General features: G+C 72.4%; 20 protein-coding genes and 1 pseudogene. 11 read left to right on the top strand and 10 right to left on the bottom strand.

Features of this window, described 5'->3' with window-relative positions; all coding sequences use genetic code 11:
• Positions 1–26 precede the first annotated feature (26 nt).
• A complete protein-coding gene (locus tag ACH4VO_RS25430) occupies positions 27–2,234 on the top strand; it encodes a 3-hydroxyacyl-CoA dehydrogenase NAD-binding domain-containing protein (protein WP_360996988.1) in 2,208 nt (735 codons plus the stop codon).
• 33 nt (positions 2,235–2,267) lie between these two features.
• Here ACH4VO_RS25430 and ACH4VO_RS25425 read toward each other — a convergent pair whose 3' ends face one another.
• Positions 2,268–2,999, bottom strand: coding sequence for a MerR family transcriptional regulator (locus tag ACH4VO_RS25425; RefSeq protein ID WP_360996986.1), 732 nt, complete (start codon positions 2,997–2,999; stop codon positions 2,268–2,270).
• 109 nt (positions 3,000–3,108) lie between these two features.
• On the opposite strand from ACH4VO_RS25425, the gene ACH4VO_RS25420 reads away from it, so the two are divergent.
• The 3 genes from ACH4VO_RS25420 to ACH4VO_RS25410 all read left to right on the top strand — a co-directional run bounded on the left by ACH4VO_RS25420 (position 3,109) and on the right by ACH4VO_RS25410 (position 6,830).
• On the top strand, positions 3,109–3,585 hold the full coding sequence (locus tag ACH4VO_RS25420) for a macro domain-containing protein (protein ID WP_360996984.1): 477 nt from the start codon (positions 3,109–3,111) through the stop codon (positions 3,583–3,585).
• A 142-nt stretch (positions 3,586–3,727) separates the two neighbouring features.
• On the top strand, positions 3,728–4,648 hold the full coding sequence (locus tag ACH4VO_RS25415) for an oxygenase MpaB family protein (RefSeq protein WP_360996982.1): 921 nt from the start codon (positions 3,728–3,730) through the stop codon (positions 4,646–4,648).
• Positions 4,649–5,090: 442 nt separating this feature from the next.
• Positions 5,091–6,830 carry a BCCT family transporter gene (locus ACH4VO_RS25410; RefSeq protein ID WP_360996980.1) on the top strand — a complete coding sequence of 580 codons (1,740 nt, stop codon included), beginning with the start codon at positions 5,091–5,093 and terminating at the stop codon, positions 6,828–6,830.
• Between the two features lie 319 nt (positions 6,831–7,149).
• On the opposite strand, the gene ACH4VO_RS25405 is transcribed toward ACH4VO_RS25410, so the two are convergent.
• Positions 7,150–8,124 carry an FAD-dependent oxidoreductase gene (locus tag ACH4VO_RS25405; RefSeq protein WP_398441435.1) on the bottom strand — a complete coding sequence of 325 codons (975 nt, stop codon included), beginning with the start codon at positions 8,122–8,124 and terminating at the stop codon, positions 7,150–7,152.
• A gap of 60 nt (positions 8,125–8,184) precedes the next feature.
• On the opposite strand from ACH4VO_RS25405, the gene ACH4VO_RS25400 reads away from it, so the two are divergent.
• The gene (locus ACH4VO_RS25400; protein WP_360996976.1) at positions 8,185–9,825 is read left to right on the top strand and encodes an ABC-F family ATP-binding cassette domain-containing protein; all 1,641 of its coding nucleotides are present in this window, start codon (positions 8,185–8,187) and stop codon (positions 9,823–9,825) included.
• Positions 9,826–10,311: 486 nt separating this feature from the next.
• Here the strand turns inward: ACH4VO_RS25400 and ACH4VO_RS25395 are convergent, their stop codons facing one another.
• The 4 genes from ACH4VO_RS25395 to ACH4VO_RS25380 all read right to left on the bottom strand — a co-directional run bounded on the left by ACH4VO_RS25395 (position 10,312) and on the right by ACH4VO_RS25380 (position 14,789).
• On the bottom strand, positions 10,312–12,753 hold the full coding sequence (locus tag ACH4VO_RS25395) for a Tex family protein (protein ID WP_360998210.1): 2,442 nt from the start codon (positions 12,751–12,753) through the stop codon (positions 10,312–10,314).
• A 148-nt stretch (positions 12,754–12,901) separates the two neighbouring features.
• On the bottom strand, positions 12,902–13,033 hold the full coding sequence (locus ACH4VO_RS25390; protein ID WP_360998209.1) for an LPFR motif small protein: 132 nt from the start codon (positions 13,031–13,033) through the stop codon (positions 12,902–12,904).
• Positions 13,034–13,115: 82 nt separating this feature from the next.
• Entirely contained in the window at positions 13,116–13,979 is an 864-nt protein-coding gene (locus ACH4VO_RS25385; RefSeq protein ID WP_360998207.1) for a hypothetical protein, read from the bottom strand.
• A 9-nt stretch (positions 13,980–13,988) separates the two neighbouring features.
• The gene (locus ACH4VO_RS25380; protein ID WP_360998205.1) at positions 13,989–14,789 is read right to left on the bottom strand and encodes an enoyl-CoA hydratase/isomerase family protein; all 801 of its coding nucleotides are present in this window, start codon (positions 14,787–14,789) and stop codon (positions 13,989–13,991) included.
• Positions 14,790–14,869: 80 nt separating this feature from the next.
• Here ACH4VO_RS25380 and ACH4VO_RS25375 point away from each other — a divergent pair, with 80 nt between their 5' ends.
• On the top strand, positions 14,870–15,457 hold the full coding sequence (locus ACH4VO_RS25375; RefSeq protein ID WP_360998203.1) for a DUF308 domain-containing protein: 588 nt from the start codon (positions 14,870–14,872) through the stop codon (positions 15,455–15,457).
• A gap of 148 nt (positions 15,458–15,605) precedes the next feature.
• Entirely contained in the window at positions 15,606–16,061 is a 456-nt protein-coding gene (locus tag ACH4VO_RS25370; protein WP_360998201.1) for an ATP-binding protein, read from the top strand.
• 29 nt (positions 16,062–16,090) lie between these two features.
• Here ACH4VO_RS25370 and idi read toward each other — a convergent pair whose 3' ends face one another.
• From idi to galE, 4 genes and pseudogenes are all read right to left on the bottom strand, one after another.
• Positions 16,091–16,684, bottom strand: a complete 594-nt coding sequence (idi, locus tag ACH4VO_RS25365) for an isopentenyl-diphosphate Delta-isomerase (RefSeq protein WP_360998199.1) — start codon at positions 16,682–16,684, stop codon at positions 16,091–16,093.
• A gap of 303 nt (positions 16,685–16,987) precedes the next feature.
• Positions 16,988–17,758, bottom strand: a pseudogene (locus tag ACH4VO_RS25360) (SAM-dependent methyltransferase); the annotation flags it as partial.
• A gap of 246 nt (positions 17,759–18,004) precedes the next feature.
• Positions 18,005–18,946, bottom strand: coding sequence for a cation diffusion facilitator family transporter (locus ACH4VO_RS25355; RefSeq protein WP_360998197.1), 942 nt, complete (start codon positions 18,944–18,946; stop codon positions 18,005–18,007).
• A 167-nt stretch (positions 18,947–19,113) separates the two neighbouring features.
• Positions 19,114–20,097 (bottom strand): UDP-glucose 4-epimerase GalE, encoded by a 984-nt coding sequence (gene galE / locus ACH4VO_RS25350; RefSeq protein ID WP_360998195.1) that lies wholly within the window; start codon positions 20,095–20,097, stop codon positions 19,114–19,116.
• A 472-nt stretch (positions 20,098–20,569) separates the two neighbouring features.
• Here galE and ACH4VO_RS25345 point away from each other — a divergent pair, with 472 nt between their 5' ends.
• The 4 genes from ACH4VO_RS25345 to ACH4VO_RS25330 are packed head-to-tail and all read left to right on the top strand — an operon-like array spanning position 20,570 to position 24,864.
• Positions 20,570–22,324, top strand: a complete 1,755-nt coding sequence (locus ACH4VO_RS25345) for a DUF5941 domain-containing protein (protein WP_360998193.1) — start codon at positions 20,570–20,572, stop codon at positions 22,322–22,324.
• Positions 22,321–23,058, top strand: a complete 738-nt coding sequence (locus tag ACH4VO_RS25340) for a phosphocholine cytidylyltransferase family protein (protein ID WP_360998191.1) — start codon at positions 22,321–22,323, stop codon at positions 23,056–23,058. The genes ACH4VO_RS25345 and ACH4VO_RS25340 overlap by 4 nt, the downstream gene beginning before the upstream one ends.
• Positions 23,046–24,107, top strand: a complete 1,062-nt coding sequence (locus ACH4VO_RS25335) for an iron-containing alcohol dehydrogenase family protein (RefSeq protein WP_360998189.1) — start codon at positions 23,046–23,048, stop codon at positions 24,105–24,107. Before ACH4VO_RS25340 ends, ACH4VO_RS25335 begins: the two co-directional genes overlap by 13 nt.
• The gene (locus ACH4VO_RS25330) at positions 24,085–24,864 is read left to right on the top strand and encodes a CDP-alcohol phosphatidyltransferase family protein (RefSeq protein WP_360998187.1); all 780 of its coding nucleotides are present in this window, start codon (positions 24,085–24,087) and stop codon (positions 24,862–24,864) included. The genes ACH4VO_RS25335 and ACH4VO_RS25330 overlap by 23 nt, the downstream gene beginning before the upstream one ends.
• The last annotated feature ends 1 nt before the right edge of the window (position 24,865 follow it).

Here is a 24,865-nt window from a genome sequence, read left to right as displayed (position 1 = left end):
ACCCTCTCTAACGGAGAAGACAAGCAATGACCGAGAGCACGACCATCCGCTGGGAACAGGACGGGACCGGCGTCGTCACCCTCGTACTCGACGATCCCGGCCAGTCCGCGAACACGATGAACCAGGCCTTCAGGGACTCCATCGCGGCCGTGGCCGACCGCGCCGAGGCCGAGAAGGACTCCATCCGCGGCATCATCTACACCTCCGCGAAGAAGACCTTCTTCGCGGGCGGCGACCTCAAGGACATGATCAAGGTCGGCCCGCAGAACGCGCAGACCGCGTTCGATACGGGTATGGCCATCAAGAACGCGCTGCGCCGCATCGAGACCCTCGGCAAGCCCGTCGTCGCCGCTATCAACGGCGCCGCGCTGGGCGGGGGTTACGAGATCGCCCTGGCATCCCACCACCGCGTCGCCCTGGACGCCCCCGGGTCCCGGATCGGTCTGCCCGAGGTCACCCTCGGCCTGCTGCCCGCGGGCGGCGGCGTCACCCGGACCGTACGGCTCATGGGCATCACCGACGCCCTGCTCAAGGTCCTTCTCCAGGGCACCCAGTACACCCCGCGGCGGGCGCTGGAGAACGGCCTGGTCCACGAGGTCGCCGACACCGCCGAGGACATGCTCGCCAGGGCCCACGCGTTCATCGACGCGCACCCCGAGTCGCAGCAGCCCTGGGACGTCAAGGGATACCGGATCCCCGGCGGGACCCCGGCCAACCCGAAGTTCGCGGCCAACCTGCCCGCCTTCCCGGCCAACCTGAAGAAGCAGCTCGCAGGCGCCCCCATGCCCGCGCCGCGCAACATCCTGGCCGCCGCCGTCGAGGGATCGCAGGTCGACTTCGAGACCGCGCTGACCATCGAGGCCCGCTACTTCACCGAGCTGGTCACCGGCCAGGTCGCCAAGAACATGATCCAGGCGTTCTTCTTCGACCTCCAGGCCGTGAACTCCGGCGGCAGCCGCCCTCAGGGGATCCCGGAGCGCCCGGTGCGCAAGGTCGCCGTCCTGGGCGCCGGGATGATGGGCGCGGGCATCGCGTACTCCTGCGCCCGCGCCGGCATCGACGTCGTCCTCAAGGACGTCTCCACCGAGGCCGCAGCCCAGGGCAAGGCGTACAGCGAGAAGCTGCTCGCCAAGGCCCTCTCCCGGGGCCGTACGACCGAGACGCAGCGCGACGAACTGCTGGCCCGCATCACCCCGACCGATGACCCGGCCGACCTCGCGGGCTGCGACGCCGTGATCGAGGCCGTCTTCGAGGACACCGCGCTCAAGCACAAGGTGTTCCAGGAGATCCAGGGCGTCGTGGAGCCCGACGCGCTCCTGTGCTCCAACACCTCCACGCTGCCCATCACCGTGCTCGCCGAAGGGGTGGAGCGGCCGGTCGACTTCATCGGGCTGCACTTCTTCTCGCCCGTCGACAAGATGCCGCTCGTCGAGATCATCAAGGGCGAACGCACGGGCGACGAGGCCCTGGCCCGCGCCTTCGACCTCGTACGGCGGATCAGGAAGACCCCGATCGTCGTCAACGACTCGCGCGGCTTCTTCACCTCCCGCGTCATCGGGCACTTCATCAACGAGGGTGTCGCGATGGTCGGCGAGGGCGTCGAACCCGCGTCGGTCGAACAGGCGGCGGCACAGGCCGGATACCCGGCCAAGGTGCTCTCCCTCATGGACGAGCTGACGCTCACCCTGCCGCGCAAGATCCGCGACGAGACCCGGCGCGCCGTCGAGGAGGCGGGCGGCACCTGGACCCCGCACCCCGCGGACGAGGTCATCGACCGCATGGTCGACGAGTTCGGGCGGCCCGGGCGCAGCGGGGGAGCGGGCTTCTACGAGTACGGCGAGGACGGCAGCCGGGGCGCGCTCTGGCCGGGGCTGAGGGAACACTTCGGGCGGTCCGGGGGCAGCTCCGCGGGCGGGCCCGGCGCCCGGCCGGAGACGGGGATCCCGTTCGAGGACATGAAGGAGCGGATGCTCTTCTCCGAGGCGCTGGACAGCGTCCGCTGCCTGGAGGAGAACGTCCTCATGACAGTCGCCGACGCCAACATCGGCTCCGTCATGGGCATCGGCTTCCCCGCCTGGACCGGCGGCGTCCTCCAGTACATCAACGGGTACGAGGGCGGGCTGCCCGGCTTCGTGGCACGCGCCCAGGAGCTCGCGGAGCGCTACGGCGACCGCTTCCGGCCGTCCCCGCTCCTGCTGGAGAAGGCGGCGAAGGGCGAGACCTTCCACGACTGACCGCGGAGCCCCTGCGGGCCGTGTCCACGCGGTTCACTCCGCGGTGAACGCGGCCCGCAGCTCCTCCTTCAGCGAGCGCTGGAACGCCGTCACCAGCGCCTGGAGCACCATCGGCTGCATGTGGGCCGACAGCGACTTCATCGCCTTCACGTGCTCGGGGTCCGCCTCCCGCTCCCGGTACGGACTCCACACCTCGTCCCGGAACAGCCGGGTCATCTCGTGCGCTGCCGACCGGGTGTGCTCCAGCAGGACCGTGCGCGCGGCCAGGATCGTCTCGTGCGCGATCGGCACGTCCAGGAGCTCGATCCCGAGCCGCAGCAGCCCCACATCCACCCGGTAGGTGTCCTCTGCGTCCTCCGGGCGCTCCAGCACGCCCATGGCGGCCAGCCGGTCCAGGTCGGGCCCGGTGAGCGCCCTCCCCGCGCGCCGCTCCAGCTCCGCCTGTCCCATGGACTCGTGCGAGTCGGGTGCCCACGACGCCACCAGGGCGCGGTGGATCGCCAGGTCGTGCGCGCTCAGATCGGGCGACAGCTGCTCCAGGTACCGTTCGATCGCGGCGAGCGTCATGCCCTGGTGCTGCAACTCCTCGATCAGCGCGAGCCGCGAGAGGTGGTCCGGCCCGTAGTGCCCCACGCGGCGCGGCCCGATCACCGGGGGCGGCAGGAGCCCGCGGGTGCTGTAGAAGCGCACCGTGCGCACGGTCACCCCGGCGCGCGCCGCCAGTTCGTCGACGGTGAGCGTCGGTTCCTCGGCCCCGGTGGCCATGTCTGCTGCTCCTTGTCGCCGGACGGGCATCGGACAGGTGCAACAGTATTGCTGTCTCACCACTTCGGTGAAAGAACTCGTTGTCAGTGCGGGACCGTACGGTGGCCGCATGCGGGGGATCACGTACGTACGGGGCGACGCCACAGCCCCGCAGGGCAAGGGCGTCAAGCTCATCGCGCATGTCTGCAACGACCTGGGGGGCTGGAGCAAGGGCTTCGTCCTCGCCCTCTCGCGGCGGTGGCCCGAGCCGGAGGCGGCCTACCGCCGCTGGCACCGCGAACGCGCGGGCAACGACTTCGGCCTCGGGGCCGTGCGGTTCGTCCAGGTCCAGCCGTACCTGTGGGTCGCCAACATGGTGGGCCAGCGGGGCATACGCGCGGGCAGCAAGGGCGTCCCGGTGCGCTACGAGGCGATCGACACGGCCCTGGGCGCCGTGGCCGACCGGGCCGAGGAGCTGGGGGCGTCGGTGCACATGCCGCGGATCGGCTGCGGTCTGGCGGGAGGCAGGTGGTCCCGGATCGAGCCGCTGGTCGAGCAGCGGCTGTCGCAGCGGGGCATCCCGGTCACGGTGTACGACATCGACTGACGCGGGGCGCTGGGTCTTCCGGGCTTCCCGTGGGCCGGCGCCGGGGATGCCCCGCCTGCCCGCGCACCCGCCCTCCCCGCATACTGGACCGCAGGGGGCGGGCAGCGAAGCCGTCGTGCCCGTCTGCCGTGGGGAGCACCGTATGACCAGCGCAGCAGCCAGGGGAAACGCCCCCGTTCCGCCTCCGCCGGGGGGCGTCCTGTGGAGCCTCACGGGCGACATCCGGTCGCTGCTGATGCTCCCCGCCGCCCTCACGCTGCAGGTCGCCCACCCGGCGGTCGGCGCCGGAGTCGACGAACACTCGGTCTTCCGCACCGACCCCTGGGGTCGCGGCGAACGCTCCCTGCGCTCGCTCCAGCTCTGGGTGTACGGCGGAGAGGCCGCCGCCGAGGAGGGGCGCAGGCTCCGGAAGCTGCACCGCACCATCCACGGCACCGACACCCGCGGCCGCCGCTACCACGCCCTCGCGCCCGAGAACTACGCCTGGGTGCACGCCACCGGTTTCCCCGTGTACCGGCACGCGGCGCGCTACCTCGTGCGTCCGCTCACCGGGGCGCAGGAGCGTGCCCTGTACCGCGAGTGGCTCCAGGTCGGCCGGATACTCGGCATCCACGACCGGGACATGCCTCAGACGATCGAGGAGTTCTGGCCCTACTACCGCACGATGCTGGCCGAGGAGATCGAGGCGACCGCCGTCGTACGGGAACTGGTCGCCACCGACGCCTCGGTGCCGCCGCCCGACCGCGGCCCGGCGGCCGTACGGCTGCTCCTGCGAGCGGTATGGCCGCTGCTGCTCCCGCCGCTGGCCCGGTTCCGCTCCTTCGTCACCGTCGGGCTGATGCCGCCGGACGCGCGCGAGGCCATCGGCCTGCCGTGGAGCTCCGCCCAGGAGCGCAGACTCCGCCGCATCTGCGCCGTGGTCCGGCTGGTGGTGCCGGTGCTTCCGGAGCGGCTGCGCTACCTGCCCCTCGCCCGTTCCGCCCGGGCAGCGTGGCGGGCGGAGCGGAACGGTGTGCGGGCAAGCCTCACGCGGAAGCCCGGCGCACCGGTTCGTTCGGCGTGACCACGCCTCCCTTGACGACACGGGAGGCCGTCGCCCGGTCAACGCCGGCGCGGGCCGCCACAGCCTCCAGGTGGTCCGGACGTCACGCCGGGTGAAGGGCGGCGGCTTCGCTCCGGTGTTCGCCGACGGCGCCGGCAAGCAGCGGACCCCGTCCGGCGGGATCCTGAGGGCCCCTCGCGGACACCGGCTCGGCGCGGAGCCGTACGGGGGTGCCGGGACGGGCTCGCCCTGCACGACGTCACGTGCCGCCGCCGCGGCGCCGGAGCGTACGTGCCGCTCCGGCAGCCCGCCCGGAAACCGGCGTGGCCGCTGCCGGACGAGCGGGCCGCACACCACCCCGTAAACGGGCAGGCCCTCCGGCTTGTTGCTCCCGTGTGATCCGATCCCCACGTGGTACTGCCTACGGAGAGCGAAATTCCGTACTGCGTGAAAGGTGCCCTTTGTGTCACAGGACGAGCAGGGATCCGGCGGGCGCGGGGAGCCACCGGCGGTCACGGCCGATCTACCCGCCGAGCCGCACCACGACCGGCGTCCCACTACCGACCGGGTGGTCTTCGGCATCACGGCCGTGCTCACCGTCGCCTTCGTGGTATGGGGTTCCACAGCCACCGAATCGTTGGAGGACGCCTCCAACACGCTGCTCAACGGGCTCATCCACAACGGTGGTTGGGCCTTCATGCTGGCTGCCTCGGGCTTCGTGGTCTTCGCCCTCTGGCTCGCGATCAGCCGGTACGGGAACATCTCGCTGGGCCAGGAGGGGGAGGAGCCGGAGTTCCGGACGATCTCCTGGGTCGCCATGATGTTCAGCGCCGGCATGGGGATCGGCCTGATGTTCTACGGGGTGAGCGAGCCGCTGGCCCACTTCGTCCATCCGCCGCCCGGCACCCACCCCGCAGACGCCGCCGAGGCCATGCAGACGGCGATGGCGACCACACTCTTCCACTGGACGCTGCACCCCTGGGCGATCTACGCCGTGGTCGGGCTCGCCATCGCGTACAGCACCTACCGCAAGCGCCGGCGCCAGACGATCAGTGCGGTGTTCGAGCCGCTCATCGGGGCACGGCACGCACACGGCGGGAGTGGCCGGGTCATCGACATCCTCGCCATCTTCGCCACGCTCTTCGGCTCCGCGACCTCCCTGGGCCTGGGCGCACTCCAGGTGGGAAGCGGCTTCCAGGAGCTCAACTGGATGGAGAAGACGAGCACCGCCCTCCTGATCGTGATCATCGGTGTCCTGACGGCCGCCTTCGTCTTCTCCGCCGTCACGGGCGTGGAGAAGGGCATCCAGTGGCTGTCCAACATCAACATGGTGCTCGCGCTGGTCCTGGCCGTCTTCGTCTTCATCGCCGGGCCCACGATCATCGTGCTGGACCTGCTGCCCACCTCGATCGCCGCGTACTTCGGCGAGCTGCCGCAGCTCGCCGGGCGCACCGAGGCGACCGGTGAGGGAGAGGTGGCCCAGTGGCTCGCCAGCTGGACCGTCTTCTACTGGGCCTGGTGGATCTCGTGGACGCCCTTCGTCGGGATGTTCATCGCCAGGATCAGCCGTGGCCGGACCATCCGTCAGTTCGTCGGCGGGGTCATGCTGGTGCCGAGCGCGGTCAGCCTGATCTGGTTCGCCATCTTCGGCGGCTCGGCGATCCGCCTCCAGGAGGCCGGCCGGCTCGGAGGCGTCGGAAGCACCCCGGAGGCCCAGCTCTTCGGAGTGCTCCGCGAGTTCCCGATCGCCTCGGTCATGAGCGTTCTCGTCATGGTCCTGGTCAGCATCTTCTTCGTGTCCGGCGCCGACGCCGCCTCGATCGTCATGGGCACCCTCTCCCAGAAGGGCGTGCTGGAGCCCGCCACCTGGGTCGTCATCTTCTGGGGTGTCGTCACCGGTGCGGTCGCCGCCGTCATGCTGCTCATCGGCAACGGGCAGGGCGACGCGCTGGCGGGGCTGCAGAACCTGACCATCCTGGTGGCCGCGCCGTTCACCCTCGTGATGATCGGCATGTGCGTCGCCCTGATGAAGGACCTGCGGCGGGACCCGATGATCATCCGCAGGGAGTTCGGGGTGGAGGCCGTCGAGAGCGCGGTCATCCAGGGGCACGCCAAGTACGACGGGGACTTCGAGATCCGGATCGGCCCGGGGCCCGCGGAGGTCACGTCCGACGAGCGGCACAAGCACGAACCCCCCGCCTGACCGACCCGGCGCCCGCTGTGCGACCCGAGCCCTTCCGTCCTGCCCGCTGGGGTCAGTTTTCGGGGCAGGCGGGAGGCGGGAGCACGGACGTGGCCTGGTACCTGCGGGCGAGGTGCTGCTTCCCGCTGCCCGCGCCGACCGGCCCGGCCCGTGCGGAATCCTTCGGCCCGCCTGTGCCGCTCGTGCCGCCCGCTGGGGTCAGTTTCCGGGGCAGGCGGGTGGGGCGAGCAGGAGCCCCCCTGCCTGGCGTTCGCCGTACGGGGCGCACCTTCCCGCCGTACCCCTGCCGGCTTCCCCGGCCCAGGGGCCGCGACGCGGTTCAGCGCACCAGCTCGGCAGCGGCCCGCGCACAGCCCCAGGCCACCGTCACCCCGGCCCCGCCGTGCCCGTAGTTGTGCACCAGCAGGCCCCCGCCCGGCAGCTGATGCGCCTCGATCCGCACCCCCGCGTCCCGGGCGGGCCGCAGCCCGACCCGGTGGCCGATGATCCGCGCCCCCGCTATCTCCGGCCGCACCCGCGCGCACCGCGCCACGATCTCCGCCGCGGTGCGCGGATCCGGCTCCGTGCGCACGTCGTCCACCTCGGCGGTACCGCCCAGGACCAGCCCGCCCGGCTGGGGGAAGAGATACGTCGTCGCGCTCGAAGCCGGATCGGCCCGGGTGAACCACTCCTCGAGGCCCGGGTTCTCCACCACCACCAGCTGGCCCCGCACCGGCCGCACCCCGGGGTCCGGTACCAGCTCCCGCGCGCCGAGCCCCGCGCAGTTGACGACCACGGGGGCCTCGGCCCCGGCCTCCTCGAAGCCGCGTAGCGTACGCCTCTCGACCACACCGCCTACCGCGGACAGCCGGCCCTCCAGCCAGGCCAGGTGGACCGGCATGTCGATCAGGGGCAGCGTCATCCGCAGCCCCTCCGCCACCTCGGACACATGATCGAGACGGCGTGCCCACGGTCCGAGTGCGGACAGCCGCTCGCCCCCGTGCACCCCGGCGACCATCCGCACACCGGTCCGCCCGGGTCCGTCGGCCAGCTTTTCGTAGACCCGGAGCGTCTCCAGCGACCAGTCACCCACGAGGGCGGCGGGCTCGATCCGGTACGGCCACCACAACGCCCCCGCCACCGCCGACGTCGTGGCCGCGGCCGCGTCCCGCGACCAGACCCGTACCCGGTGGCCGCGCTCCGCCAGCAGCAGCGCCGTGGTCAGCCCGCTGACCCCGCCGCCCACCACGATCACGTCCGTCACCGTGCTCACCCCTCCCGGACCTCCCCCGGTGCCGGGGGCAGCAGCGGCCATGGTCCCATCCGCCGTCCGCGGGGAACACGGCCCCACCGGTTCGTTAGGATCGGCACCCTGATGACTGCCACCCTCGTCGCCAAGGAACTCGCCGCCGGGCACGGCGACCGCACCCTCTTCGCCGGACTGGACCTGGTCGTCGCGCCCGGTGACGTGATCGGTCTCGTCGGCGCCAACGGCGCCGGCAAATCCTCCCTGCTCCGCCTGCTCGCCGGACTCGACCGGCCGGAGGAGGGCGAGCTCCGGCTCTCCCCGCCCACCGCCACCGTCGGGCACCTCCCGCAGGAGCCCGAGCGCCGGGCGGGGGAGTCCGTACGGGCATTCCTCGCCCGCCGCACCGGGGTCGCCGACGCCCAGACCGCGATGGACGCCGCGACCCAGGCCCTGGTCGACGGGGCTCCCGGCGCCGACGACGCGTACTCCGACACCCTGGAGCGCTGGCTCGCCCTCGGCGGCGCCGACCTGGACGAGCGGGCGGAGGAGGTGGCCGCCGACCTCGGCCTCACCGTCGGCCTCGACCTTCCGATGACCGCGCTCTCCGGCGGTCAGGCGGCCCGCGCCGGACTGGCCTCGCTCCTGCTCTCGCGCTACGACGTCTTCCTGCTCGACGAGCCCACCAACGACCTGGACCTCGACGGCCTGGAGCGGCTCGAACGCTTCGTGTCCGGACTCCGGGCGGGCACCGTGGTCGTCAGCCACGACCGCGAGTTCCTGATGCGCACCGTCACCAAGGTCCTGGAACTCGACCTGGTCCAGCAGCAGATCAACCTCTACGGCGGCGGCTACGCCTCCTACCTCGAGGAACGCGAGCGGGCCCGGGCCCACGCCCGCGAGGAGTTCGAGGAGTACGCCGACAAGCGCTCCGCGCTCGAAGGGCGCGCCCAGACGCAGCGGGGCTGGATGGAAAAGGGCGTCAAGAACGCCCGGCGCAAGGCCACCGACAACGACAAGATCGGCCGCAAGTTCCGCAGCGAGTCCAGCGAGAAGCAGGCCGCGAAGGCCCGGCAGACGCAGCGCATGATCGAGCGCCTGGACGTCGTCGAGGAACCCCGTAAGGAGTGGGAGCTGCGGATGGAGATCGCCTCCGCACCGCGCTCCGGATCGGTCGTCGCCACCCTCCGCGACGCCGCCGTCGTCCGCGGCGACTTCTCCTTCGGTCCCGCCACCCTGCAGATCGACTGGGCCGACCGCGTCGCCATCACCGGCGCCAACGGGTCGGGCAAGTCGACACTCCTCGCCGCGCTCCTCGGCCGGCTCCCCCTCGACGCGGGCCACGCCTCGCTCGGCTCGGGCGTCGTGGTGGGCGAGGTCGACCAGGCCCGCCGGCTGTTCCACGGGACGGAGAGCCTGCTGGACGCCTTCTGCGCGGCCGTCCCCGACACCGAGCCCGCCGAGGTACGCACGCTCCTCGCCAAGTTCGGCCTGCGCGCCGACCATGTGCTGCGCCCCGCCACGACCCTCTCCCCGGGCGAACGCACCCGCGCGGGTCTGGCGCTCCTGCAGGGCAGAGGCGTCAACCTCCTGGTGCTGGACGAGCCGACCAATCACCTGGACCTGCCCGCGATCGAACAGCTGGAGTCGGCGCTCGACGCGTACACCGGGACGCTGCTGCTGGTCACGCACGACCGGCGCATGCTTGACGCCGTCCATGTGAACCGACGCGTCGCGGTCGCCGACGGCAAGGTCACCGAGGCGGGCTGAGGGCCGCGCCCCTCAGCGCCGCGGCCTCGCTCCGTCCCGTCGCACGGGAGGAGCGGGGCGGGGCAGCGACGGCCGCTCAGCCGCCGGCGGTGAGGCCGGACGGGGAGGAGAAGCGGGGCGTCCGCGTCCGGGCCGGTCTCGCTCGGCTCGCCGCTCGCCGTGCCCTCGTCCATGCGCACGGCGTTCGTGTCCAGGAACCGCCATGACCGTACGTCGCCCGTCCGGGGTGGTCGATACGAGGGTGCGAACGGTCAGGGACAGCGACGGGCGGACAGGAGAGACCTCCTGCCCGCCCGTCCGCCGCCTCGGCTAGGGCGTGTATCGAAAGTCCCGCCTGCTCGGCGGCGCCCGGCACGCACACTCGCCGCGTTGTCGGGATCGCCCCGATACATCCAGTATCGGGGCGACCCTCCGCCTTGCGATCGCACGCACCGGACACCGCCGAGCCTGCCCTTCGGGCAGACGGCGCTACTTTCGACACACGCCCTAGCGCTTGCGGCCGCCCGGCTCGGATCCCCCCAGCCCGGCCCGCCGCAACGCGTCCGCCATCGCGCTGTTGGCCGGCGCGGCCGCCGGACGCGGAGCGCTTCCCTGACCACCGCCGCCGCGCCGGTCGCCGCCCTGGCCGCCGCCCTGACGGGCCCCCTGGCCGCCGCTCCGCCCCTGCCGCTGGCGCGGCGGACGCTCGCCGCCGCTCTGCCCGGCCTTCTCGGGACGGGGCCCCTGGCCGGCGCCCCGGGAGGCCCCCGCCTCGTCGTCCAGCCGCAGCGTCAGCGAGATGCGCTTGCGCGGGATGTCGACCTCCATGACCTTGACCTTCACGACGTCGCCCGGCTTCACGACGTCCCGCGGGTCCTTGACGAACGTCCGCGACATGGCCGACACGTGCACCAGGCCGTCCTGGTGGACGCCGATGTCCACGAAGGCGCCGAAGGCGGCGACGTTCGTGACGACCCCTTCGAGCACCATCTCGGGAGCCAGGTCGCCGATCTTCTCGACACCCTCCCTGAACGTGGCCGTCCGGAAGGCGGGCCGCGGGTCGCGGCCCGGCTTCTCCAGCTCCCGCAGGATGTCCGTGACCGTCGGCAGGCCGAACTTCTCGTCCACGAAGTCGTCGGGCCGAAGTGACCGCAGGACACCGGTGTTGCCGATCAGTGCCGCGACGTCGCCACCCGTCCGCTTCACCATCGTCCGCACCACCGGGTAGGCCTCGGGGTGCACGCTCGACGCGTCCAGCGGGTCCTCACCCTCCCGGATCCGGAGGAAGCCGGCACACTGCTCGTACGCCTTCGGGCCCAGGCGCGCCACCTCCTTCAGTGCCCGGCGGGAGCGGAACGGGCCGTGCGCGTCCCGGTGCGCCACGATGTTCTCCGCCAGCCCCGCACCGATGCCCGACACCCGCGAGAGCAGCGGGGCCGAGGCGGTGTTGACGTCGACCCCGACGCCGTTGACGCAGTCCTCGACCACTGCGTCCAGCGACCGCGACAGCTTCACCTCCGACAGGTCGTGCTGGTACTGGCCGACGCCGATCGACTTCGGGTCGATCTTCACGAGCTCGGCCAGCGGGTCCTGCAGCCGCCGTGCGATCGACACGGCGCCCCGCAACGAGACGTCCATGTCGGGGAGTTCCTGCGAGGCGAAGGCCGACGCCGAGTACACGGACGCGCCGGCCTCCGACACCATCACCTTGGTGAGCTTCAGCTCCGGGTGTCTCTCGCACAGTTCACCGGCGAGCTTGTCCGTCTCGCGGGAGGCCGTGCCGTTACCGATCGCGATCAGGTCGACGTGGTGCTCCCGAGCGAGCCGCTCCAGCGTCGCCAGCGACTGGTCCCACTTGTTCGCCGGGACGTGCGGGTGGATGACGTCCGTCGCGACGACCTTGCCGGTCGCGTCCACGACGGCCACCTTCACACCGGTACGGAAGCCGGGGTCGAGCCCCAGCGTCGCCCGCGTCCCCGCGGGGGCGGCCAGCAGCAGATCACGCAGGTTCGACGCGAAGACGCGTACGGCCTCGTCCTCCGCCGCGGTGCGCAGCCGCAGCCGCAGGTCGATCCCCAGGCGCACGAGGATCCTGGTCCGCCAGGCCCAGCGCACCGTGTCGCCCAGCCACGCGTCACCGGGCCGCCCGCGGTCCGCGACGCCGAAGCGCCGGGCGATCATGTTCTCGTACGCCGACGGCCCCGGCCGGTCGGCGTCCGCCGGGTCCTCGGGCTCCAGGACCAGATCGAGGACGTCCTCCTTCTCGCCCCGGAGCATCGCCAGCACACGGTGGGAGGGAAGGGCGGTGAACGGTTCGCTGAAGTCGAAGTAGTCGGCGAACTTGGCGCCCGCCTCCTCCTTGCCCTCCCGCACCCGGGCGACGACCCGGCCGCGCGACCACATGCGTTCACGCAGCTCACCGGTGAGGTCGGCGTCCTCCGAGAAGCGCTCGGTCAGGATGGCGCGCGCACCGTCCAGCGCCGCCGCCGCGTCGGCCACCCCCCGGGCTTCGTCGACGAACGCGCCCGCCGCGGCGAGCGGATCGGTGGACGGGTCGTCCAGCAGCCGGTCGGCGAGCGGTTCGATCCCCGCCTCGCGTGCGATCTGCGCCTTCGTCCGGCGTTTGGGCTTGAAGGGCAGATAGATGTCCTCGAGCCGTGCCTTGGTGTCGGCCGCCCGGATCTGCGCCTCCAGTGCCGCGTCGAGCTTGCCCTGCTCGCGTACGGACTCGAGGACCGCCGTACGGCGGTCCTCGAGCTCCCGCAGGTACCGCAGCCGTTCCTCGAGCGTGCGCAGCTGCGCGTCGTCGAGCATCTCGGTCGCTTCCTTGCGGTAGCGCGCGATGAACGGCACGGTCGACCCGCCGTCGAGCAGCTCGACGGCCGCCCTCACCTGACGCTCGCGTACGCCGAGTTCCTCGGCGATCCTGCCTTCGATGGACGTCGTCACGGTTTTCCCGACTCGCCTTCTCGTACTGGCTCTGCTGGCTGTGCCACTGGGGAACACCTCCGAGGTGGTCCCCTTCGCCTGCATTGTGCCGGGTGGCCGGGGGCCGTGTCGCGTGACCTCCACCGACACGGCCCTTCCGGGTCCTCCGCTACGCGCGCCGGGTCCTGCCGCCGCGCGACGCGCCGCCGAACAGGCTTGCCAGGAGCCTGAAGGGCAGGGTCACCACGGTGGCCACGGCGGAACCGACGCTGCTCAGCGCGTGGGCGATAGCACGGAACACGGTGTGCCTCCTTCGTCGGGGTGTGCCCGAGGGCTGTTGCGTGTCGCGTACTCCGTACCGGGCGGCCTAAACATCCCCGCGCTCAGCCCTTGCCGACCAGGTCCTCCGGGTACGCGCCGGCCGAGGCCGCCGCGAACAGGAACCCGCGTCCCAGCTCCGTGAGCCGGGCCACCCCGTCCGCGCCCAGATGCTCGTACGGTGCCGCGTCCATCCGGTCCGTCGCCTCCTCCAGGTCCGCCCGCAGCGCGGTCCCCGCCTCCGTCAGCTCCCTCTCGGCGTCCAGCAGACCGCGCCCGCGCAGTCGCTCCACGGCGGCGTCCCAGTCCTCGCGCCGCCACCCGCGGGTGGCGAGGACCCAGCGGGGCGACATGCCCTTGCCTGTCGCGGTGTGGCTGACCAGGGCCTCCAGCGGGTCGAGGTCCGCGGTGAGCAGGGCGGCGAGATGGGCGTCGCCGCGGTGTTCGCGCAGCAGCGTGGCCGCGTGCCAGTACGCCAGGTGCGGCTGCTCCGGCACCGGCAGGTCGGCGTGGGCGGCGTACAGCGGGCGGGCGTGCCTCGTGCACGCCTCCGTGGCGCGCAAGGCCAGTTCCGCCGCCTCCGCCAGCTCGGCGGAGGCGATGATCTCCTCGCCGAGCACCCGGCGCAGTGTCGAGTCGGCGGCCCGGAGCCGCGCGTCGAGTACCGCCGCGGGCGAGGCGACCGCCCACACGCCGGGCAGATGGCGGGCGACCAGCTCGTGGTTGAAGTTGTAGAAGGCGGCCGAGACCGTTCCGGGGCCGACGGCGCCCAGCGCGGCGCCGCGTGCGGCGAAGTAGGCGGCGCGCGGGTCCTGGACGCCGAGCCGTGCGAGCTCCTCGGCCAGATCGGGGGAGAAGTAGACGGAAGAGTGCAGCGGGTTGAGGGCGTTGTGGCAGCGACGGCCGGCGCGCGGCGGGAGAGTGCTCATGCCCGCACGTTACCGACTGGTCGGTACGCCGGCTGGCCCGGGGCCGACCGAGGGTTCCGCGCCCCAGGTGAAACGGGGCGCCCGGCGCTCCAGGAAGGCGGCGACGCCCTCCGCGGTGTCGCCGCTCCCGCGGGCCTGCGCCGACCAGTGGCCGTCCCGGTCCTTGCGGCCGTCGGCGAACTCCTTCGCCGCGGCCTGCGTCAGCTGCGAGCGCGAGGCGAGGAGCCGCGCGAACGCCCGTACACGGTCGTCGAGTCCGCCCACCGGCAGCACCTCGTCCACCAGGCCGGTGCGCAGGGCGCGCTCCGTCCCGATCAGCTCCCCGGAGAAGAGCAGGTACTTCGCCGTGGCCGGCCCGACCAGCGAGACGAGCCGCCGGGTGGACGAGGAGGGGTAGACGATGCCCAGCTTGGCCGGGGTGACCCCGAAGGAGGCGCCCTCCTCCGCGAAACGGAGGTCGCAGGCCGCTGCCAGCTGGCTGCCGCCGCCGACGCAGTACCCGCGCACCGCGGCGAGGGTCGGCCGGGCGAACGCCGCCAGGGCCTCCTCGGCCCGGACGGCGAGTTCCTGCGGCCGGCCGCCGGGGTCCCGGAGCGAGGAGATGTCCGCGCCGGCGCAGAACGTGTCCCCTGCGCCGGTGAGGACGAGCACCCGCACCGAGCTGTCCGCGGCCAGCCGGTCCAGGAGGCGGGGCAGCGCCTGCCACATGCCGGCGGTCATCGCGTTGCGCTTGGCGGGGTTGCTGATGACCACGGTGGCGACGCCGTCCACGACGATGTGCTCCAGCCGCGGCTGTCCCTGGGGGTCCATGCGCCGGATGCTATCCGCAGGGTCCAAACCTATGATCAAGGAGGGGTCGCGAAGCGGGCGCACACCGTGAGGAGCTGTCGATGGCCGGACCCACGACCGAGCGCAGGAAGCTCCACCGCAGTTTCGTCGGGCTGACCCTGCTCGGCGTCCTGCTGGTCGTCGCCGGGCTCGTCGGCCTCGTCTACACCGGCGTCGCCACCCTCACCTCGATGATCCTCTTCGGCTGGCTGCTCCTGATCGGCGGGCTCGTCGGTCTCCTCCACGCGATCGAGGCGCGCGGCACCCCGTACTTCTGGCTGGGCGTGGTGGTCGCCGCGCTGAACATCGCCGCCGGGGTCGTTGTCATCCGCCACCCGGGCGGCACGGCCGAGGCCCTGACGATGTTCGCCGCGCTGCTCTTCCTCACCGGTGGGGTGTTCCGGCTGGTCGGAAGCGTGGTCGTACGCGGCCCGCAGTTCGGCTGGACACTGCTGCAAGGGGCCTTCGGGCTGCTGCTGGGACTGCTGGTGCTGTTCGACTGGCCGCACAGCAGCCTCTACGTGCTCGGCTGCTTCTTCTCGCTGGCCCTGCTCTTCGACGGGCTCGGACTGATCGCCGTCGGGGTCGGCGGGCGTCGTATCGTCAGCCTGGTGGAGGAGCGGGTGACGCCCGAAGAGGACGAGAAGTAGTCCGGTCACCCGACGCCTTCGTACCCAAGCGGTCATTTTCCTTCTATCCGTGGCCACTTGCGGTCAACGGCGAGGTGCGCACCACGCTGTTCCCGACACTCGTTACCCGGTAGTCAGTGAGGTGCGAGTCGAGAGCGGGTGCCGGTCCATGGAGAGCCGCGGGAGTGTTCCGGCCCGTTCCGTGCCGTACGAGGGCGTGTGGCGGTTCGCCGCCCCCGCCGTCGACGCCTCGGTGCCGCAGGCCCGGCACGCGGTGCGCGACCTGCTGCACCGGCAGGCCGTCCCCGTCGACGACGCCATCCTCCACGGCCTGCTGCTCATCGTGTCCGAACTGGTCACCAACGCGGTCAGGCACGCGGCGCTGCTCTCGCCCGAGCTCGCCGTGGAGGTGGCCGTCGGGGCGGAGTGGATCAGGGTCTGCGTCGAGGACAACCACCCCTACCGCCCCACGGCCCTGGTCGCGGACCACGGGCAGACGGGCGGCCGGGGACTGCTGCTCGTACGGGAGATCACCGCCGAGGCGGGCGGCACCTGCGACGTGGAGTACACGACCGGCGGCGGCAAGATCATCTGGGCGGCGCTGCCCCTCACGACACAGCTCTGACCACCCGGGCGCCGCGCCCCCGCACGGCCTCACCAGCCAGCGGACGGTCCCGTCAGCTCCCTGATCGCCGGCCGGGCCGCGTCCAGCACCGTCATGAACCACGCCGAGAACGGCGCGGCCGCATGACGCGCGGCCAGCTCGTCGGCGGTCACGAAGGCCGTCTCCTCGACCTCCTCCGGGTCCGGCCGCAGCCGCGCCTGGGCCACCCCGACGAACAGGTGGTTGAACTCCTGCTCCACCAGGCCCGACACCGGGTCGGGGTGGTTGTACCGGACGGTCCCGGCCTCGGCGAGCAGCGAGGGTGAGATCCCCAGCTCCTCGTACGTACGCCGGGCCGCCGCCGCGAAGGGCGCCTCACCCGGGTACGGATGGCCGCAGCAGGTGTTCGACCAGACACCGGGGGAGTGGTACTTGCCCAGGGCGCGGCGCTGCAGCAGCAGCCGCCCCTGCTCGTCGAAGAGGAAGACGGAGAAGGCCCGGTGCAGCTGACCGGGGGCCTGGTGGGCAGCGAGCTTCTCCGCGGTACCGACGGTGGTGCCGTTCTCGTCGACCAGTTCGAGCATGATCGCGTCTGCTGTGCCGTTCGACGAGCTGTGCGCCGCGGTGGCTGGTGTGGTCGGCATACCCATCCTTCGCTTTGGTTCCCGGCCTCGTGCGCCGGACCCCTCGAGTGCGGTCAAGTCTGCCGTACAGAAGCCGCTTGTCCGCACTGCGGGTGCTGGCATGTCCGCCCCGCCGCACCCCTGGGGCGGCGGGGCGGACACCGCGCGGGACTCCGAAGGCCGCCGGCGCCGTGATCATGCCCGCCAGGACCGGAAGGGAACCGTCCGGGCCCGGCGCGGTCGTCGCCGCGCCGGGCCCGCAGCCGATCAGCTGGGCGCCGGCCCCGCTTCCTTCTTCTCCTTCCGCTCCGTCTGCCGGACCGTGTCCGCGGCCGTCTCCGGACGGATGCCCCGCCCGGAACCGGAGGGCCGCAGCACGTAGCCCGCGTAGCCGTACTCCGCGCCGTGCTCGCGGCGCACCGCGAGCTCCTCACGCGTGGCCGCGAGAGCCGCCGCCATGCCGGGGGCCGCCGGGTCGGCCGCCGCGACCCGTTCGGAGAGCGGGACGTAGTACTCGTCCCAGTCACTGTCGGGCTGGACCAGAACCCCCCGCACGTCGTAGCCGGCGGCCACGGCGGCGGCGGTGTTGTCCGCGACGGGACGCAGCGCGGCGTGCCGCTCCCAGAAGGAGCGGGCCCCGTCCGACGGGGCATCGGTGGTCCAGACGCAGTCGGTGATCACCATGGAACCACCGGGAGCCAGGAGCCGCCGCCAGTCACGCAGCGCGGTGTCGAAGCCGATGATGTACGCCGAACCCTCGGCCCAGACCAGGTCGAAGGAGGAGTCGGCGAACAGGGGACCGGTGAGATCGGCCATGTCCGCCCTGACGGTACGGATCCGGTCGCCGAGCCCGCGGGCCTCGGCGGCCTCGCGCAGCTCGTCGAGGAACGGCTGGTGCAGATCCACCGCCGTCACCTCGGCGCCCGCCTCGGCCGCGAGCAGCAGGGCGGCCCGGCCCGGGCCGCAGCCCAGGTCGAGGACGCGCGGACGGGCGGGCTGAGGACCGGCGAGAGCGAGCAACCGCCGCGTGGTGGCGTCGGAGCCCGGGCTCTGCCTGGGCAGAGCGTGGTGCAGTGCGAAGAACGCGTCGATCATGTGGTCGGTCAACGTGGGAACCCTTGGATGAGAGGGCCCCGGCCGACGCGGCGGCGCGAGAGCGGCCGAGTGGCTAGCCGGGAACCCGGAGAACGAGGAAGGACCGATTGCTGCGCCGGGCAGCGGCTGTCGCGACCGTCATCAACCTCAGCTCCTCTGTTTCCACGGGTTCGGCTCCGGACTCGGACGTACGGCCGGCAGACCCCTCCGTACGGCGACGACCCTAGCACCAGGCCGGCCGCCGGGTCAGTGGCAGAGCCTGGCCTCGTGCGCCGCGTGCCCGCTCGGCTCCAGCTGGAAGGTGCAGTGCTCGACGTCGAAGTGGTCGCCCAGGCAGCCCTGCAGCTCATGCAGGAGCTTCTCGTGCCCGATCGAGTCGAGCATCTCCTGCTGCACGACCACGTGCGCGGACAGCACCGGCATCCCCGAGGTGATCGTCCAGGCGTGCAGGTCGTGGACGTCCAGCACGCCGGGCAGGGCGGTGATGTGGGCGCGCACCTCGTCCATGTCGACGCCCTTGGGCGCCGCCTCCAGGAGGACGTCGAGTGTCTCCCGCAGGAGCTTCACCGTACGGGGGACGATCATGAGGCCGATGAGGAGCGAGGCGATCGGATCGGCGGCCTGCCAGCCCGTGGCCATGATGACGCCCGCGGCCACGAGCACCGTCACCGAGCCGAGCGTGTCCGCCACGACCTCGAGGTAGGCGCCCCGCACGTTGAGGCTGTCGCGCTGCCCGCGCATCAGCAGGGACAGGGAGACGACGTTGGCCACGAGCCCCACCGCGGCGAACACGAGGGCCAGGCCGCCCCTGGTCTCGGCCGGGGTGACGAAACGGTCCACGGCTTCGAAGACCAGGTAGCCGCCGACGCCGAGGAGCAGGAGGCAGTTGGCCAGGGCCGCGAGGATCTCCGCGCGGGCGAAACCGAAGGTGCGGTTGGGGCCCGCGGGCCGGTTGGCGAAATGGATGGCGAGCAGTGCCATGCCCAGGCCCAGCGCGTCCGTCGCCATATGGGCCGCGTCCGCGATCAGGGCCAGGGAGTCGGCGAGCAGTCCGCCGGTGATCTCCATGACCATGACGCCGAGCGTGATGCCGAGGGCGACCCGGAGCCGGCCCCGGTACGCGGCGGCGGCCGTCCCCGTCGGGGGCGGTCCTCCGTGCGTGTGCCCGTGATCGTGGCCAGCCCCCATGGGAACGCCTCCGCAACGCCGTCGCAGTGCGCCGGGCGCCGACCGCCCGACCGTGCCAGTGAACTACGGGAGGGGGGTACCGGGCAACACGGCACTGAACACCGTTGTCATCTGCCCTGACCTGCGGAAACGTAAGCAGGTCACGGCCCGTGCGAGGAGCTCGCCGCTCAGCGGGCGCGCGCCTGCGGGTGCTGCAGGCACCAGCCCTCCCAGGCCGACTCGACCATCTCCCGTACCCCCAGCCGGGCGCTCCAGCCCAGCTCCGCGGTCAGCCGGGCGGCCGACGCGACGGCCCGCGGCGCGTCCCCGGGCCGGCGCGGTTCGATCACCGGCTCCGCGGGCAGACCGGTGACCTCGCCCACCAGGCCGGCCAGCTCGCGTACGGAGACCCCCTCGCCCCGGCCGACGTTCACGGTGAGGTCCCCGCCCACCGGCCGTTCCGTGAGGGCTCGGGCCACCGCGAGATGCGCGTCCGCGAGGTCGGCGACATGGATGTAGTCGCGGACGCAGGTCCCGTCCGGTGTCGGGTAGTCGGCACCGAAGATACGGGGCGCCTCGCCGCGCGTCAGCCGGTCGAAGAACATCGGCACGACGTTGTGGACGCCCGTGTCGGAGAGCCGCGGCTCGGCGGCCCCCGCCACGTTGAAGTAGCGCAGGCAGGCCGTGGAGAGCCCGTACGCCCGCCCCGCCGCCCGGACCAGCAGTTCCCCGGCCAGCTTCGTCTCGCCGTAGGGGTTGATCGGCGCGCACGGGACCGCCTCGTCGATCAGGTCCACGTCCGGAACGCCGTACACCGCGGCCGACGAGGAGAGGACGAACCGGCGCACACCGGCCGCGACCACGGCCTCCAGCAGGACACCGAGCCCGCCCACGTTCTCCCGGTAGTAGAGCAGCGGCTTCTCGACGGACTCGCCGACCTGCTTCTTCGCCGCGAGGTGCACCACACCGGTCACGGCGTGCTCGGCCAGCACCCGGTCGACCCGGTCGCGGTCGGAGGCCGAGCCGCGGACCAGCGGGATCTCGGCCGGCAGCCGTTGCCCGACGCCCGTGGACAGGTCGTCGAGCACGACGACCCGCTCCCCGGCGCCCGCCATGGCCCTCGCCACATGTGTCCCGATGTAACCCGCTCCGCCTGTGATCAACCACGTCATGCCGGGCAGCCTATGCGCTGACCGGACGCGGTTTGTCGCCCGAGGCGGCGATCGACGATGATGATCGCGGACGTCGCCGTACGACGGCACGGCCGACCCGAACGGAGCACGAACGGGCGGTGAACTCGGTCGTCCGTTCATCCGATAGCCTCTGGGCCTGTCGGGTGACCTTCGACCGGGCGGCCACGCCCTGGCACGCACGCTTCCCGCGTTGCCGAAATGCCCTGGTAGCAGTGCTATGAGGACCTTCCGGCACCTTGGGAACCGCACGCGCAGGACCGCGTCCGCCCTCCAGCCGGAGATCACCCGGAAGAATCAGCCGATCTGCCGCCGGTCCGCTCAGGACCGCCGCTGTCGTGCGCCGTTCCCGTCAGCACCCAAGGAGTGAGTTCGTCTGTCGACCGCCATCCTCACCGGTGCGCCGGTACCCGGATCGTCGCTCGAGGACGATCTGCGGTCGCTGGGCTTCGACGTGACCGCCGCCGCCGATGCCACCGAGGCCGCCGGACTGCTCGCCGCGGTCCCCGCCGACCAGCGCGTCGCACTCGTCGACCCGCGGTTCGTCGGACACGTCCACGCCCTCAGGCTCGCACTGACCGACCCCCGCTTCGCCGCCGCCACCGTCTCCGGCGCGCTCACCGCGCAGCCCGAGGCCCGGGGCGCGTTGCTGCGCGCCCTGCGCAGGACCGTCGTCGCCGTCGGAGCCGGAAGCCCCGTCGCACCGCAGGGCGCGGAGTCCACCGCCGATGACCGTACGGTGCCCGGCCGGCTCGCCGCGGCCCTGGACGCGGAGGGCACCGCCGTGCACCGCCCCGAGCTCGGCTCCCTCACCGCCGTGGTCCCCACCGACCCGGCGGACCGGAACGCCGCACGGGACGCCATGGACGCCGTGGACGACGAGGCCGTGCGGCTGCGCAGCGCCGTGAAGGCCCACGACGGGTTCTTCACCACCTACTTCATCAGCCCGTACTCCCGCTACATCGCCCGCTGGTGTGCCCGCAGGGGCCTCACCCCCAACCAGGTCACCACCGCCTCCCTGGTCACCGCCCTCGTCGCGGCCGGCAGCGCCGCGACCGGCACCCGCGGCGGCTACGTCGCGGCCGGCGTGCTCCTGCTCCTCTCCTTCGTCCTGGACTGCACCGACGGGCAGCTCGCCCGCTACTCCCTGCAGTACTCCACGATGGGCGCCTGGCTGGACGCCACCTTCGACCGGGCCAAGGAGTACGCGTACTACGCGGGCCTCGCCCTGGGAGCGGCCCGCGGCGGGGATGACGTGTGGGTCCTCGCGCTCGGCGCGATGGTGCTCCAGGCCTGCCGCCACGTCGTCGACTTCTCGTTCAACGAGGCCAACCACGACGCCGTCTCCAACACGAGCCCCACCGCCGCGTTGTCGGACAAGCTCGACAGCGTCGGCTGGACCGTCTGGCTGCGCCGGATGATAGTGCTGCCCATCGGTGAGCGGTGGGCCATGATCGCCGTACTGACCGCGGTGACCACACCGCGCGTCGTCTTCTACGCCCTGCTCGTCGGCTGCTCGCTGGCGGCCTGCTACACCACGGCCGGCCGGCTGCTGCGCTCGCTCACCCGCAAGGCGCGGCGCACGGACCGGGCGGCCCGGGCGCTCGCGGACCTCGCCGACTCGGGTCCGCTCGCCGAGGCCGTCGCCGCCGTGGTGCGCCGGCCGGGCGGCGGCTTCACGGCCCCGCTCACGGCGCTCCTGGCGGGCCTGGTGATGGTCGCCGCCGCGCTGTTCGCCCCGTACGGCGGATGGCTCGTCGTGGGGGCGGCGGCCGTCTACGCCGTGCTGGCCGGCCTCGCGGTCTCCCGGCCGCTCAAGGGCGCACTCGACTGGCTCGTCCCCCCCTTCTTCCGGGCCGCGGAGTACTGCACGGTCCTCGTACTGGCGGCCCGCAGTGAGGTCCCGCACGCCGTTCCTGCGGCTTTCGGCCTGGTTTCTGCGGTCGCCTACCATCACTACGACACCGTCTACCGCATCCGGGGCGGCACCGGTGCGCCACCCCGGTGGCTGGTGCGCGTCATCGGCGGACACGAGGGCCGGACGCTCGTCGTGGCCGTGATCGCCGCCGTACTCGCCCGGAACCCGGACCTCACCACGGCGCTCACCGCGTTCGCGGCTGCCGTGGCTCTCGTGGTGGTCGTGGAGTCCATCCGCTTCTGGGTGTCCTCCTCGGCGCCCGCTGTTCACGACGAAGGAGAACTCGCATGATCGGCCTCGTACTGGCTGCCGGTGCCGGACGCCGTCTGCGTCCCTACACGGACACGCTGCCCAAGGCCCTGGTGCCGGTGGACGGCGAGAAGACGGTCCTGGACCTCACGCTGGCGAACTTCGCCGAGGTCGGCCTCAAGGAGGTCGCCGTCGTCGTGGGCTACCGCAAGGAGGCCGTCTACGCGCGCAAGGCCGAGTTCGAGGCCACCTACGGCGTGACGCTGACGCTCATCGACAACGACAAGGCCGAGGAGTGGAACAACGCCTACTCCCTGTGGTGCGCGCGTGAGGTCCTGAAGCAGGGCGTCATCCTCGCCAACGGCGACACCGTGCACCCGGTCTCCGTCGAGAAGACCCTCCTGGACGCCCGAGGCAGGGGTCAGAAGATCATCCTCGCCCTCGACACGGTGAAGAACCTCGCCGACGAGGAGATGAAGGTCATCACCGAGGAAGGCAAGGGCGTCCGGCGGATCACCAAGCTGATGGACCCGGCCACCGCGACCGGCGAGTACATCGGCGTCACGCTCATCGAGCCCGAGGCCGCCGAGGAACTCGCCGACGCGCTCAGGACCACCTTCGAGCGGGACCCCGACCTCTACTACGAGGACGGCTACCAGGAGCTCGTGAACCGGGGCTTCACCGTCGACGTGGCGCCCATCGGCGAGGTGACCTGGGTCGAGATCGACAACCACGACGACCTCGCCCGCGGCAGGGAGATCGCGTGCCGGTACTGACCCGTCTCATCCCGTCGCCCGTCGTCGTCGACATCCGGCGCGGGGCCATGGACGACCTGGCCGGCCTCCTCGCCGACCAGCGGATCTCCGCCTCGGGCAAGCTCGCCATCGCGATCAGCGGGGGTTCCGGGCGCGCCCTGCGCGAGCGGCTCGCCCCGGTGCTGCCGGGCGCCGACTGGTACCCCGTCACCGACGGCACGATCGACTCCGCCGTACGCCTCGCCGACGGCATCAAGGGCAACCGGTACGACGCCCTCGTGGGCCTCGGCGGCGGCAAGATCATCGACGTGGCGAAGTACGCCGCGGCGCGCGTGGGCATGCCCCTGGTCGCCGTCGCGACGAACCTCTCCCACGACGGCCTGTGCTCCCCGGTCGCCACGCTGGACAACGACAACGGACGGGGCTCCTACGGGGTCCCCACCCCGATCGCCGTCGTCATCGACCTCGACGTGATCCGTGCGGCACCCGCACGGTACGTGCGCTCGGGCATCGGGGACGCGGTCTCCAACATCTCCTGCGTCGCCGACTGGGAACTCGCCCACGCGGTGCGCGGCGAGGACATCGACGGTCTCGCGGCGGCCATAGCCCGGCAGGCGGGGGAGGCGGTGCTGCGCCACCCCGGCGGGGTCGGCGACGACGCCTTCCTCAAGGTGCTCGCCGAGGGCCTCGTCCTCACCGGCATCTCCATGTCGATCGCCGGGGACTCGCGGCCGGCCTCCGGGGCATGCCACGAGATCAACCACGCCTTCGACCTGCTGTACCCGAAGCGCGCGGCCAGCCACGGCGAACAGGTCGGGCTCGGCGCCTGCTTCGCCATGCACCTGCGCGGCGCCCGCGCGGACGCGCTCGGCATGGCCACCGTCCTGCGACGGCACGGGCTGCCGGTCCTTTCCGACGAGATCGGGTTCACCGCCGAAGAATTCGTGAGGGCCGTCGAGTACGCCCCGCAGACGCGCCCGGGACGTTTCACGATCCTGGAGCACCTCAACCTGTCCACCGACCAGATCAGGGACGCGTACGCCGACTATGCACAAGCCATCCATAGCTGAACTCCGTCCCGTCGTGCACCCGCCGGGCGTGAAGGACCGGCGCAGCGGCGAGCACTGGGCGGGCCGGCTCTACATGCGCGAGATCTCGCTGCGCATCACCCGGCGCCTGGTGACCACGAAGGTCACGCCCAACCAGCTGACGTACGTGATGACCGTCGCCGGTGTGCTCGCGGCTCCGGCCCTGCTGGTCCCGGGCATCCCGGGCGCCCTGCTCGGCGTGCTCGCGGTCCAGCTCTACCTGCTGTTCGACTGCGTCGACGGCGAGGTGGCCCGGTGGAAGAAGCAGTTCTCGCTGGGCGGGGTCTACCTGGACCGGGTGGCCGCCTACCTCTGCGACGCGGCGGTGCTGGTCGGCTTCGGCCTGCGTGCCGCCGACCTGTGGGGCCCGGGGCGCGTCGACTGGCTGTGGGCCTTCCTGGGCACACTCGCCGCCCTGGGCGCCATCCTGATCAAGGCCGAGACCGACCTCGTCGGCGTCGCACGCCACCAGGGCGGGCTGCCCCCCGTCAAGGAGGAGGCGTCCGAGCCGCGCTCCTCCGGCATGGCGCTCGCCCGCCGGGCCGCCGGGGCGCTCAAGTTCCACCGGCTGATCCTCGGCATCGAGGCGTCGCTGGTCATCCTGGTGGTGGCCGTACTCGACACGGTCAGGGACGACCTCTTCTTCAGCCGTCTCGCGGTCGCGGTGCTGGCCGGCATCGCGCTGCTGCAGACCCTCCTGCACCTGGTGTCGATCCTGGTGTCCAGCAGGCTGAAGTGAG

The organism is Streptomyces sp. NPDC020780, from assembly GCF_044334475.1.
In the GTDB taxonomy this organism is placed as follows: Bacteria; Actinomycetota; Actinomycetes; order Streptomycetales; family Streptomycetaceae; genus Streptomyces.
Note: the sequence above shows the minus strand (reverse complement) of the source record. Positions and strands in the feature narration are given on the sequence as shown.